Below are 12,943 nucleotides of genomic sequence, written 5' to 3' on the forward strand. Positions count from 1 at the left end.
CAATGCGCCATTCCATGGCCCAGCGTGCCGATTCTAATGGGCAGCAGCTCGATGGAATCGGCTAACAGCGTATTTCGATCCGACGAATAGCGCCGGTTGCAGATCGTGAAAAATCCGGCTGATTTAGAACGCTTCGTAGCGTTCCCAGGTCACTCCTGTCCCCTAGTTCCCCTATGAGGCTGACTGCCCAAGAGATGGCGCGTTCATCTTTCTGACCGTGACCGTCGAGTGCAGGAGTGCCCTGAGACAAGAAATGTCGTGCCGTTTTCAGGAGTTCATCCGGAAAGAGTTGGGAAATGTCCACGGGACCGTAGCGACGTGGCTCAGACATCGGTGAACGCTGCTCAAGCCCCTCCCGAATTACATCATGCAAGCAACTGATAGCGATCGCAGAAGGCATAAGCAGTAGTGCGTCCCAAGCAGCCGCGGCGGTATCTGACGCTGCCTGCGAGCGAACTTCGGCGTAAATTACGATGTCACGTAAGCGCATGAAACATCGCTGGCGGTCGTCATCCGTGGGTGTCTCTGGCAATTCGATCCCATGTCGCGCCAGGAATCTCGTCGCGAGAACGAAAACCGCGATTTCGTCCTGCCAGTGCGGATTGATTTCGGGATAATGCGCATAGCGAGCAAACAGCGTCACGTCCGAAGGGTCATCCTCGTCTGAAACTGCGGTCGCAAGCCATTTGAGAGACATCGAATGGCGAACGCTCTCTGCTTGAAAAGCGCGGGTTACCAGCCGCTTCTTTTCGATGTCCGAGAGTGCATTGATCTCCTCGCAGTATATGCCATCGAACGGGTGATCGAACTGAGCGATGTAGACCGACAACGCCTGCTGAAAAGTATGTTCTTCATCCTCACCGCCGAGCGCTTGGCGCAACTGGTCTTTTATTCCCTCTCTTGCTTCCTCTGCATCCTCGTCGAGAGCACCCAAAAGCTTCAGCGCCTCAATAATGCTGGTACTGATAAACAAATGAAAATCGTTCGGCTCAAGTTGCCGTAGCGCTTCGGTTAGAGTGGCAAGCGCAGATTCTGAGGCACGGCGTACAAAACCGGCGGCGTGCAGAATGGCAAGCTGTACGTGATATGGTTCGCGCCGGAACCTCGTGCTAATCACCTCCGCCAGTTGCTCACAGAACGATGATTCATGTCCGGCGTACAAGAAATGCCTATGCTCAACCGCAAAGTGCAATTCGCCTGAGGTTAGCTCGATCAAATGCTTGGTACGCATTACATCGCTTTGTTCAACGTCTTCCAAAAACGATTGGGCAGCTCCAACCATCAACCGGAAACTCGATTTCCAACCGGAATACAGGCCGAGATACGCAAGTCCGAAACTTAAACTTCGGAGGCCGACATTGTGCCGTCGGGCCTCATCGTCTAACCGTTTTCGCTCTGACAGGAGCCGAGCGTCCATTGCGCGGCATAATTTCAGGTAGTCCTCGACCATAACGCCATACTTCGCCGCGACACCCAAACCGCAGAATTGTGCGATCTCCTCCTTGGTATAATCGGGCAGCTCCTCCCATTCGACATTGACCTTGTCCTTGTCCTCACTCACACGAAACACTAGGCGCAGGCTCTCGATGTCGGAGAGTATCCGGGAAGCGGCTCGGGTTAAAATCTTTCGGGATGCCGATCTGGCTATTGGACCGGATTCGCCCATAGCGGATTTTGCTAGAACATCAGGGTTCGTTAAACAGCCGAGGATTTCACAGGTTGTCGTTTCGTCGTCGAGTGACGCCAGGACGTCCGGTGCTAAAGCTTCAGCAAAAGCGGTATTCAGCGTTTGCGACACTGCGCCTGTTTCTGAGCGTGCAAGTTGTGCGTAGGCCTGCGCTGCGCACCCGAATAAAAACATCTCATGGAAGAAAGAGATGCGCCCCGCACGACGATCAAGCAGGCCGGATGAAAGCAGGAGATCACACTGTTCATCGTCGAGACCGTTCGCGATCATTGCATTGTCGAAGGTCGTCTCGGTCACCGAATAGGAAAACTGACCGAAGAGCTGCAGGGCCAACGATCGCAAGGCAGCATAGCAGCTTCTTGCTTTTGCTCCCAAGCGTTTCCGAATGATCTGATCAATTAGGCTGCTTCTCGTGGCGTCGGGACCTAGCTCTCCTTGAAGTTCGGCCACCATTCTCGCTTCAAGACCGCTCCGCACCGCTGCGAGAACCTTCTTCGCGTCAGCAGACAGATGAGTCGACGGGGATGACGCGATCTTATTCTTCAGATCATCATCCGGCTCACGCACCTCGATCGATACCAGTCCTTCGAGGATGGTAGGCCGTCTGCCCTGACTGGTGACGACCAGTTGGGCTCCGTATCTCCTGGCAAGGATTTTCAATCCCCGGAGCGTCCTTTCCAAGATGGGGCCGGGCAGCTCGTTTATGCCGTCAAGAAATATGCACACACGCACGGACGTCTGCCGGATGGCTTTGAGCAACGACACTAAGGGAATATCCGCCACAAGAGCAATTTCGGTTTTAAGGGCATCAGCAAGCGATCCCGAAACATCTTTTGCCTGTACGAACAGCACTACCGTACCATCTCGCGAGAGATGTACCGCAGCCGCCTTCGCCATCAGGGATTTGCCGCATCCCGAAGGACCTGTGATGAAGGCTCCAGTACTTCCCCCACCGAGTGCCGACCTAATTGCATCACGTTCCTGATCGCTGGCAGCGATCCAGCCATCCGCCTGCGGCTGATAGTCTCTAATGAGAGCCTCTCGATACCGCCCCATGAGTTCAACCGGTGCATTATCAAATGCTTCGTTCAACGGTACTCGCCTCAGGCGTTGACGCGCAGCCCATTGCCTCCACTCCTCAAGGGACCAGGGATTGCTGTCCTCCCGCGAAAGAGCCGTAAGAAAGTCTGCCAGACTGCCAACATGCGCCTTGAAGTCTCCAGATGTAAGCTCGGAACCCTCAGGAAGATCGCCGCTGAAAACAACATACGCTTCCGGATAAAAGTTCCACGATCCACTCCCCATTGCATCGCGAAGAATATTCTTCTGCCGAAGAACCTGCTGGTAGCCGTTGGTGACGTTCGTCCAACTGCCATCGGCCTTCGCGTACTCCCACACACCATTGATACCGCCGCGTACAGCAAAGACACTTGACTTCACCTCAGTGACAACAACGCGGTTAGCGGTGATTACAACGAAGTCAAATTGACGGCCAGAAAGCTCAAAATTGGCTAACACCAGAAGTTGCTGTTCGTGTTCGGCGGAAAATCTACTCAAAGCTCTGAGAAGATTTACTTCCGAGCGGTGCGCGATTGGCTCACCTATAAAAACGTCCAAAAATTCGTCGATCTGGTGACTCATGCAATTTAGTCTAGCAAAGTTGTTGCTCCCCCGCATCATCGACGATTTGAAATGGCTTAGCCTGGACGGACATCCCAAGCTGTAGCTTTTTGCTATGAAGCGTGAGCTTCGCCTTCCAATATCTGGAACTTCACGAATGCGACCTCCGCGGCCGTCTGATCGATTTTTCCAGCGAGGGCCTTATGCGGGCTCATGCAAAGCGGTTCGGCGATAGTCAACCCAGCTTTCAGATCGTCAAATTCTCCTACGAGACGAGACCAAAGCTGATCGGCGTATTCTAGCGCGAGCAATCTGTGCTCTGCACCACCTCTGGCCGCCTCGTCTAGAGCTTGGCGCTGGCGTTGGAACGAGTCGATGATCTGAGAGAGAACCTCGTCCTCCTCAGGATGAAGCGCGACCACGCCTCGCGCCAGGAATATCCCGGAAGCTTGCAGGCAGGCTGCAAACAACTTCTCGAAATTCTGTACAAGAACGGTCGATACGAAAGGCATATTTATATGCCCACACCATTCCTCTTCGAATTGAAGGTCAGGAAGGGTCAATTCAGAGGTCGGATTCATCGCGAGTGGCGCGATAATTTTGCCATTGATTTTCGGCACGATCCTGAACATCCAATCCCTTTTGAGATATTCGCGACCGAGAGCTACCACCGCCTCAAAACCAGAGTTGTACTCGTCAAAATTTTCCACGCTAACAAGTATGGCCACCTCTTTCGCTGGCCAGAACGCCGAGTATTTATCAAATGGTCTTGTGATGCATTGAACGTGGATACCCGACTGCCGCAATGCCGATTCCAGCCCGCCCAATACCTCGGTCATACGCTGTTCTGCCGCAGTGCGTGAACGCCGAGCGGTTGTCTGAACCGCCTTTCCGAGATCAGCTCTACCGGCTACTTTTATAGCCGTCTGAACGGCGACCGGAGAGCTGTCCTCCCCGAACTCCCGCAAAATCGATGCTACATCGGCGAGACGCCGCGCCAAGGATCGCAATTGATCCATTGGAGGATTTGGTACTGTACGCCAGATCGCAGAGTTTGCATGCGAGCGGGCTTGCTCGGCGAGGTCTGTGGCAAAAGCTGCAGTGGCTTTCACACCAGATTCCGCCGTAACCTTATTCATCCGGCCCATCAGATTGCCCAGAATGCCGGTCAACAATGCGCCAAGGGTATCGCTTATCGATTCCGCGGTCGATCCGGGAGGTGACAATTCCTTGGGTCCAGCATAAGCAAGGTCGTTGACACGGCCGAGTATGTCATTCACTTCCTCTGCTAGGACCTGGGTGTCCTTGACTTGTTTTCCCTTGATCCATGTTTCGGAAAAGGTGCGAAAAGTCTTCTCCGTCCTAGCCACAAGATCTGCCATTTCACCGGCATAGCTGGTCAACGTCCCTGCCGATGATCTTGCCGTGACGATCTGATTAAAGGCCCTATTCCAGGATACGCGCGAGGGAGCGGGAATGTTCTCTCTCGGCATATTCTTTGACCAGGTCGCATAGGCACCGACGCGAATGGGCGCCCCTTCAGCATTGACTGCATCCGATGCCGCCGCCTCGGAACTGGGCGTTAAAGCGATCAAGGTGTCGCAAATATCGCAGACCGTCTTATGCGGCTCGGTCTGAAAATCTTCGGCGAGCAGAAACCAGTTTGATCTGACCGTCCTGCCATGCTTGCCAGCTTCAAAAGCCGGCTCGGTTGCCCAAGGAGTTTGACGATGGAATGCAGCCAAAAGTGCATCCTCACCACCGAATGACGCCACTAATGAAGCTGCCAGATGGGGATCGATATGATGAGCGGCAGCCAACATTGCGGACAGTTCCTTGATGTCCGGCTCGCCATCCCCGGAAATCTCCGGTGTCATCGTTATTTTTATCGGGGTGCCGCCATTGAGGGGAGCCACAGACGCAAACAGCTTTGCGGCGTCCCGGAGGCCCGTGCAGGGCGGAATCCCGACTCCCGTCGGTAACAAATCAAGGCATTCTCCTCTCAGGTCGCGTTTCCGGGCCGCACGAAAAGCCAGAATAGCTTTTTGAAAACGGTCCCAATTTTCGTTTTCAGATAGTTTTGGGATGTCGAGTTTAGGATCTGAAAACATCGCCGCAATGGACCAATTGGCCTTCGAAACGCCGTGCTCTTCCAAGACAGCTATGAATGTCCGGGCATGCTCTTCGAGACTAGCCAGTCCGAGCCCATGCAGGGTTGCCGACCAATATTCGAAATCATTCGATTGATGGAGCGTTTGCGCAATTTGTTTCAGGGCCTCCGTCACCCCCGCATCGTCCAGATCGCTGAAGAGAGAGCGGACAATCTGCGGCACCGTCTCGATTGATGCGGCTCCGAGACCTGTCCAAAGTGAATCCGACGACAGATAAACGGCTTCGTCGTGCGAAGCCTGAAGAAGGGCAGCCGAGCGGAGTGCGTGCAGGCCGCCGAGAATTCCAGGACGGCTTTCGCGGACAAGATGCTCGTCCATCAAACGCCGCAGGGCCCGGCCAACCGTCGTTGCAGGGATGCCCAGGCAATCCACCAGCCTCGCTACCTCAATCTCTCCGTTTCGGGAGAAGATTGCGGACGTGCATCTAATGATGGAAAGTTCATCTTCCCGGCCTTCACGTTCCCGCAGACGAATCTGATCTGTGACCACTTCGCTGAGACGATGGCCTTGCGTGAGAATGTGAACATATTCCAGCATCAGGCCGTTCGATTGCTCGAACGCTTCGCGCCAGTGCACCCAGCTGGTTTTCGCGTCCGCTTGCAGTTTCGTCCAGACCGTTTCGGCCAACTGCCCGTCCAGTTTCACATCAACGATGCCGATTTCAGATCGAGCCGTAAGGAGTTCGATGTTTTCGCGCCGTGCCGATGCAAAGAGATAGACGCCTGGAACAGCCCTCAAATCCTGGGAAAGGACATTCCACAAGTCAGCGTTGCTCGGGTCTAAATCATCGAATACCAATCCAATTGGATTCTGATCCGAAGGACGGCGTGAATGGACAAAGCGCATTAACGCCGCAACATCGTTGACGGTGGCCGACGAAGTGACCTGCAGCCAGCGAACTTCGCCTGCGAGTGCACTAGCCGCAAGCCAGAGCAGCGCGGACTTTCCGGCGCCGGAGGGCGCTGAGAGAACCACATGACGACGGGTGCGCAACGCCTTTACGATGCTGTTCGTTTCAGAGGGGCGCGGCACAACTAGCCCGGCCACGATGTGACCTGGCTGCACTTTGGTCCCGAGGTAGAATCCCGGCTCCTTGAGAGGTGTCGTAAAATCGACGCTTTTAAGAGTGCCGGAGAGCAGCACACCTTCGATCGCAGATGGGTCCTGGGCTAGGAGCAGTTCGTTGATACGTTTTTCAATTTCCGTCGTTGAGAGGCGGCGCCTGTTTTCGAAGGAAACATTGGCATTGTATGCGGCAGCGTCCGCAACCATTCTGTAGATGTCGCTTGCTATACCTTCCACGAGGATTTCAGCTATAGACAGTTTGCCCGAGAGTACGCTGATAACTTCGGTTTGAGGAGATTTACAGACAACAACGTCGGGCCAATCCGCTTCGAACAGCGACTCTAGTGATCTCTCGGATATGCCTTGACGACATTGTTCGAGTGCAACGACAAACCGCACGTCGGTTTGGGCAGCCGATGCAGCTTTGTCAGCCATTGCGGCCAATATCCCCCGAACTTCGCTCTCTCCAAACGAACCTTCGTTGCGCGATTTGACTTGAACCCGAATAGGTCCAGTCGGTAGTTCGATCACACAGTCCTCAAGCCCCTCTGGCACGACAAAGCCGCTGGGAGCCTGCCCGGCCCACTGTCGTAATGCTATCAAGGTGATAACAAGGTGCTGATAATGAAACCCGCGATGAGCCCAGGCACCACTGCGCGACTTCTTCCAAGCTTTAGAGAGTAGTTCTTCTGTCATGTCCTAGATTTGCATGCCTGAGCAATTGTGCAAAGAATTCACGGCCCCTTCTCCACAGCACTTGCTGTTTCTCAGCTGTGCGGTGGGGCCATATGCCCCAATTCCATAGCCTTACGGCGTTGGCCAGATGACAACGCCTTCCAGAAGTAGTGAACGCGTTCCGTTGGCATATTTCTCAAGTCGTCGACGTATCGGTCCTTTTTGAGTGTTATGACGAAGAAGCTGGGATCGTGATCAATATGGTTGGACCGCAATCGCCAGAACACAACAAAGGCCTGCTTCGGCGTGAGCTTTTTATTAGTTCGATAATATGCAAGCGCGCTAACGAGGATGCTGTTGTTTTCCGCCAGAGCCAGATTTTCGAGAGCTCGAATGCAAGACTCTAAACGCATTTTCTTGGTCAGTTTTTGAAGGAACTTGCGTGCTTCATCCACAGTGAGGCGTCGGCCGCCTTCATAAACCCCGACGTCGAATTGCAGGATGCAGTGCGAACCAACCATTAACGTGCTGTGTGTGAATTGGTTCTGGATCTCGAAGTGATATCGCAGTCCGTCTTGCTCGCAGAGCTTACACGTCTCAATAGCCTCTCCGTAGTCCTCGGTGGCGCCGGTGAAATGCCACTCGCTGAATGCGCTGGGCAACGTATCAGCGATTGAGAGAGGTAAAATATTTCGGCTGACGGATTGTGTATAAGTCACAATATTCACCCCGACGCTGATACTTTCTGTCGTCCGGAAGCTCTGAATGGATCTCCACCATCGCCCGCCAAATCGAGATGATAACGCCTTGCATCGAGCAGTTCGAGTAGCTTGGCTTCATCTGTGACACGGCACTGAAGGCGTCCGTCCTCAAGTTCCTGGAACTTAATGCCGTGCTTAGCTGCCATTGTTTCAATGAATGGCCGCTGAAACTTTGCTAGATTCGGATGTGCGGCGATAGACGCAGCGTTTCTTGCCATTCGCGGATGTCGGCTGATCTTGTCCCTAATCCGCGAAAGGTCGAGAAATGGAATTGCATCATGAATCGCCTGCACCTTAACGGCGGCGGTCGCCGCCACATGCTCCACGATCTTGGCGATCTGTTCCACAGCGCGCACATTCAGGATGAAAACATGCGGATCTGTGACGATGACATCGAATTCCTGATCCAGGCGTAATACTTCCTCTTCGATCAAGACAAGCGTATCGTCAACGAGCCGCATGAGCCGGTTGCGCGCACTAAGTGTCCCTTTCAGTCGCGTCCCTTTCTTGATCGCTACGGCGCGCCTTTGCTGGGCGTCGGTGAACTCGCAAAAATAAAATTCAACATCGTGAGCATGGTCATGGAGGTTGGTTAGATCCGCCAGCGCTCCCGCATCGAATACCGACGACAATTCAGCCATGAATTCGCCCGCGCGCGCCGCATAAATGCGGCGCGGATTTCCATAGTCTTCGGAAATATCATGCAGCTCCCAGCCGGTTGGAATACTATTGAAGATCGCGATGGTATCGCGAAAAATTTCCTTCAATGCGTCCTTGGTGGGGCCGTCGGTTGGCACAAAATGCATATTTCCGTTGCTGCGAAGACGCACTCCGAAATTTACAGAGGCTATAGCAGCCGCATCGAATTCCTGATCAATCATCTATTGCCCTATCCACCAATACGTTTCCTCCCAGTCGATAACCAGTCAATGCTTCACCTTCGGGCAAATAATGTCGACGCGATATGATCGCATAAGTAATCAACCGATCTGCATGCCGGTCTTTTTCTGTTGTTCCCAGCTTTGCCTCGACTGTGAATATCCGATAGCCCCATATTGCGAAGATCAAATTCATGTAATGAAGTCGCATGTGCCAGAATAGAAACATGATGAAGAGGAAGGCGATTGATATCGCAACGATCTCGCGAAGCCCTCCGAGATTTGCATCGAACAAAGGTATCAGCATCGCGAAAAGATAGGTTAACAGATGCTCTCGTTGATCCTTTGATGTGCAAACGCTAATTGTTTTGACGTTCTCGTTCTTTCTTGCCCGTCTGAAATACCAGTAGAGAATCAGGGTAGGGAGCAAGAAAAGTATCAGGCAGATCGGAACCCAAATAACATCCTCGACCGCCTCAACTCCCCGAATGGCCCAAAGCAGAAAAACAGGGCTCAGGCTTGACCAAACCAAGATAAAGCGAACCAGGCCAAGCCCTTCATTTACCCCCACACTCATAGATAATTCCCCCTTGCATTGAAATATAATGCAATTCTTGATTGACGCAACTTTATTACCTGAATCTATGGTGGTTACCGACAACAATGGAAGTCTTACAACCGCCCGCGTCCTGACGTCCGCGCCGGGCTCTATTCCGTCCGCGCCAAGGTTGCGGCCTCCACCGAACCCGCATGCGCGGTTTCGGCCCATCCGGGTGACGATCCCTGTCAGGGATTGAGCGGCGGCGTCTGATCCTCATCCGCCATATCGTTTGTTTGGCGCGCTGATGGCGCGCGTGAACCCTGTTTTCCAGCTTACATCGACGTCAGGGCTTGCTCCAATAGCCTCAGTCCCTCCGGCCCGCTCCATTCGGCCAGCCGCTGCGGTGGTCTGACCTCCCGTGTTGTCGAGACAAATCCGCCCACTGGGGCGGTGAGGCTTTGGCACCCTTCCTTTCGATCGATCGTCCAACCCGCTGACGCGGGCTTTTAGATTGGACGCTCGGCGCTGGCCAAGGGTTCATGCGCGGCTTTGAAGAAAAGAGCTTCGCAGGTTCAACCCTTAAGACAAGCGAGGCTTCGCCATGAAACAGGACATTTACGAGAAAATCACCACCCGCATCATTGCCGATCTGGAACGGGGCGTGCGCCCTTGGATGCAACCATGGAACGCTGAACACGCGGCGGGGCGGATCATCAGGCCTTTGCGGGCCAACGGCATCGCCTATCGCGGCATCAATACCATTATGCTCTGGTCGGAGGCTGTGGACAAAGGATATTCGGCGCCGATCTGGATGACGTTCAAACAGGCGCAAGAGCTTGGCGGGCATGTCCGGAAAGGCGAAAGCGGCAGCCTTGTCGTGTATGCCAATACGCTGCACAAAACCGAAACAGATGAGAAGAGCGGCGAAGAGGTTGAGCGCGATATTCCCTATATGAAGGGGTACACCGTCTTCAACGTCGAGCAGATCGAGGGACTACCGGAGCAATATACTCAGGTAGCGCATAGTGTGCTTGATCCCGTTCAGCGCATTGCGGCAGCAGATGCCTTCTTCGCCGCCACCGGCGCGGAAATCAGTCATGGTGGAAACCGGGCCTTCTATTCCGAAGGCGCAGACCGCATCCAGATGCCACCTTTTGAAACCTTCCAGGACGCTGAGAGCTATTATGCCACGCTGGCGCATGAGGGAACCCACTGGACCAAACACAAGAGCCGCCTTGACCGTGATTTTGGGCGCAAACGCATGGGTGATGAAGGCTATGCCCGCGAAGAGCTGGTGGCCGAACTGGGGGCGGCATTTCTTTGCGCTGATCTCGGTATCACGCCGGAAGTCCGGGAGGACCATGCCGCCTATATCGGCAACTGGCTGACCGTCCTGAAAGGCGATAAGCGAGCAATCTTCACCGCCGCCGCCCACGCGCAACGCGCTGCCGATTTCCTGCATGCGTTCAGCAAGAATACGGTGCAGGAGGACGCGCAGCAATCAGAAGCGGCATAAGGAGGCGGAGCGATGACACGCGAAAACCGTCCACCGATCCAGGACGCGCAACCATCTCGCTCCTTCCTCGTCGAATTTGAAACGAGGCTGCTATCTCCGCCTAGCCGGAGATAGTTTTTCACGGCGGTCATCAGAGCCGCCTCTGCAAAGGATGATATGCTTGCCATGAACGAACTGGTGGGGCGGTCCTCATGAATCCGCCCCATGCCGGGATAATCGCCCAATATCTCAAACGCGGCGTCGGGTTAAGGCTTTCCCTCGCCGGATAAAGATCGGTATGCCTCACTTTCGAAAAGGCCAAGGATTTGATCGAGTGGCAGATAAGAAATCACGGTTAGCTGTATCGGATTGATATCCGCTCAACGAGGGTCGCTATCAGGTCGCGTCTCTCTTCACCGTCGGGGTCGAGCATTTCTGCAATTTGCCGACCGTTCATCTTCAATACTCGCATACAAAATCCGATTATCCTGCGGTTGCTATGGATAAAGTTTTTTACGCGTATCGGTTCCATCTTCCCGCTTCTTGTTTCTAAAATTTCAGTCCCAGATTCTACCAGATAATTGGTTGGTAGCTTAGCTCAGAACTGCCTATTCGAGACAAAATCCTGACCTTATTCCCACCGAGACGCGCAGCGGCAGTCACGCGATTTAGTCGAAGCACCGTGGAGGACAGAATAGCCGTTGACGGAGTGATCATGCCGATATCTGGCGTCCGGGATGGTAACTTATGTGCGGGAGATTTCAGCTTCAAGCGTCGTCTGACTCGGCACCAAGCGGCGGGAGAACTGATAGCGGGTTACCTGTCCACCCATTAGCCAATCAATCGGATGCGTGTCTTTGTGCGCCGTGGAAAATTCGGCCGATGACGATCTCGTTCGAGCCGACCCGGTAGAGGATGATGTGTTTACCGTGCACGAACTGGTGCGTGCGGCCCTCATAAATCCGTCCCATGTTGGGATAGTCGCCCAATATCTCAAAAACGGCGTCGAGTTCGCGCAGGTATTTTTCGGCCTGTGCGTGGCCGAAAGTTTCGACGGTATAGCGATAAATATCCTTCAGGTCGCGTTCGGCGCGCTGCGTAATCCTATGACGCATGCGTGGATTCGGCGCGGGCTTCCCGAATAATGTCGTCGATCGATTTTTCACTGACGGGGCTATTAAAGCCCTCGTCAATGGCAGCCTGGATGGCTTTGCGCTTGTCGTTCGGCGAAAGCGCATCGAACCAAGCGCGCTGTTCCTTGGTCGGAGCAGCCCACGGATAGACGTCGATGCTGATGGTTTCGAGCATGTTCATGAGATTAGTATAGGCGAAGACGTCTGGAATTGCCAGAAAATTGGCGGCACCAGCGCCGCTCTGAAAACGATCAACCGCGTAATGAACGGTTGATCGCCCGCGTCAGCGACCATGGTGCTATGCCATGTTCGGCAGCGATCTGGGCCGGTTTGGCCGCCCCGGTGGCGATCCGGCGACGGGCGTCCGACAATTGGGCAGGCGTCAACTTGGGCGGACGGCCCAACCGCACGCCGCGCCTTCGCGCCGCAGCCAGCCCCTGTTTGGTCCGGCGTGAGAGCATCCGTTGCTCGAATTCAGCAAGGCCACTCATGATAGTGTAGATGAAATAGCCTTCCGGCGTCGTCGTATCAATGTTGAGGCTGGCAATGGTGAAGGCGACCCCGCGCTTGTTGAGCGCGTCGAGTTCGTTCAGCGCATCTTTGGCCGAGCGGAAGGCACGGTCCAAGTCCCAAATAACCAGCATATCCCCGGCCTCCAGCGAACGGATCGTCTGTTCGTAGATCGGGCGTTTCCGGCTGACTGCCGACAGTGTTTCGACAACATATTCGTCGCACAGGTCTTTTAGCCCATCAATCTGGCGGTCGGGGCATTGTTCGCCGGTCGAAACGCGCAGATATCCAATCTTTTTCATTAAATTCAATGCCTTAAAAAATTCATCGTGACCCGGCTTCGGCCACAGAATTGACCCTTTTCGTGAACCCTGTTTTTCGTCCCTGGCTATATTGGCTCTATACTC

General features: G+C 54.1%; 9 protein-coding genes. 1 reads left to right on the forward strand and 8 read right to left on the reverse strand.

What is annotated here, in order from left to right; translation table 11 throughout:
- Positions 1–61: 61 nt before the first annotated feature.
- The 5 genes from ASB66_RS19355 to ASB66_RS19375 form a co-directional block, all read right to left on the reverse strand.
- On the reverse strand, positions 62–3,328 hold the full coding sequence (locus ASB66_RS19355) for an NERD domain-containing protein (protein ID WP_158544227.1): 3,267 nt from the start codon (positions 3,326–3,328) through the stop codon (positions 62–64).
- Positions 3,329–3,420: 92 nt separating this feature from the next.
- Positions 3,421–7,239 carry a hypothetical protein gene (locus ASB66_RS19360; RefSeq protein WP_060718587.1) on the reverse strand — a complete coding sequence of 1,273 codons (3,819 nt, stop codon included), beginning with the start codon at positions 7,237–7,239 and terminating at the stop codon, positions 3,421–3,423.
- 71 nt (positions 7,240–7,310) lie between these two features.
- A complete protein-coding gene (locus ASB66_RS19365; RefSeq protein WP_197433248.1) occupies positions 7,311–7,937 on the reverse strand; it encodes a hypothetical protein in 627 nt (208 codons plus the stop codon).
- 5 nt (positions 7,938–7,942) lie between these two features.
- Complete coding sequence (locus tag ASB66_RS19370; RefSeq protein ID WP_060718586.1) at positions 7,943–8,860, reverse strand: Kiwa anti-phage protein KwaB-like domain-containing protein; 918 nt, start codon at positions 8,858–8,860, stop codon at positions 7,943–7,945.
- On the reverse strand, positions 8,853–9,434 hold the full coding sequence (locus tag ASB66_RS19375; protein ID WP_060718585.1) for a hypothetical protein: 582 nt from the start codon (positions 9,432–9,434) through the stop codon (positions 8,853–8,855). Before ASB66_RS19375 ends, ASB66_RS19370 begins: the two co-directional genes overlap by 8 nt.
- Before the next feature lie 565 nt (positions 9,435–9,999).
- Between ASB66_RS19375 and ASB66_RS19380 the strand changes: the two genes are divergently transcribed.
- Positions 10,000–10,914: an ArdC family protein gene (locus tag ASB66_RS19380; RefSeq protein WP_060718584.1), complete on the forward strand. Its 915-nt coding sequence runs from the start codon at positions 10,000–10,002 to the stop codon at positions 10,912–10,914.
- Between the two features lie 818 nt (positions 10,915–11,732).
- On the opposite strand, the gene ASB66_RS19385 is transcribed toward ASB66_RS19380, so the two are convergent.
- The 3 genes from ASB66_RS19385 to ASB66_RS19395 form a co-directional block, all read right to left on the reverse strand.
- Positions 11,733–12,008: a type II toxin-antitoxin system RelE/ParE family toxin gene (locus ASB66_RS19385; RefSeq protein ID WP_060718583.1), complete on the reverse strand. Its 276-nt coding sequence runs from the start codon at positions 12,006–12,008 to the stop codon at positions 11,733–11,735.
- Positions 11,998–12,207, reverse strand: coding sequence for a hypothetical protein (locus tag ASB66_RS19390; protein ID WP_060718582.1), 210 nt, complete (start codon positions 12,205–12,207; stop codon positions 11,998–12,000). The genes ASB66_RS19385 and ASB66_RS19390 overlap by 11 nt, the downstream gene beginning before the upstream one ends.
- A 70-nt stretch (positions 12,208–12,277) precedes the next feature.
- Positions 12,278–12,838, reverse strand: coding sequence for a recombinase family protein (locus ASB66_RS19395; protein ID WP_060718581.1), 561 nt, complete (start codon positions 12,836–12,838; stop codon positions 12,278–12,280).
- Positions 12,839–12,943: the final 105 nt, after the last annotated feature.

It is taken from the genome of Gillisella vitis (assembly GCF_001541345.2).
Taxonomy (GTDB): Bacteria; Pseudomonadota; Alphaproteobacteria; order Rhizobiales; family Rhizobiaceae; genus Allorhizobium; species Allorhizobium vitis.

Excerpts from the sequence above, each read along its gene's own strand:
- ASB66_RS19370 (WP_060718586.1), bottom strand. The coding sequence starts at position 8,860 with ATGATTGATCAGGAATTCGATGCGGCTGCTATAGCCTCTGTAAATTTC.
- ASB66_RS19375 (WP_060718585.1), bottom strand. The coding sequence starts at position 9,434 with ATGAGTGTGGGGGTAAATGAAGGGCTTGGCCTGGTTCGCTTTATCTTG.
- ASB66_RS19355 (WP_158544227.1), bottom strand. The coding sequence starts at position 3,328 with ATGAGTCACCAGATCGACGAATTTTTGGACGTTTTTATAGGTGAGCCA.
- ASB66_RS19395 (WP_060718581.1), bottom strand. The coding sequence starts at position 12,838 with ATGAAAAAGATTGGATATCTGCGCGTTTCGACCGGCGAACAATGCCCC.
- ASB66_RS19390 (WP_060718582.1), bottom strand. The coding sequence starts at position 12,207 with ATGAACATGCTCGAAACCATCAGCATCGACGTCTATCCGTGGGCTGCT.
- ASB66_RS19360 (WP_060718587.1), bottom strand. The coding sequence starts at position 7,239 with ATGACAGAAGAACTACTCTCTAAAGCTTGGAAGAAGTCGCGCAGTGGT.
- ASB66_RS19380 (WP_060718584.1), top strand. The coding sequence starts at position 10,000 with ATGAAACAGGACATTTACGAGAAAATCACCACCCGCATCATTGCCGAT.
- ASB66_RS19385 (WP_060718583.1), bottom strand. The coding sequence starts at position 12,008 with ATGCGTCATAGGATTACGCAGCGCGCCGAACGCGACCTGAAGGATATT.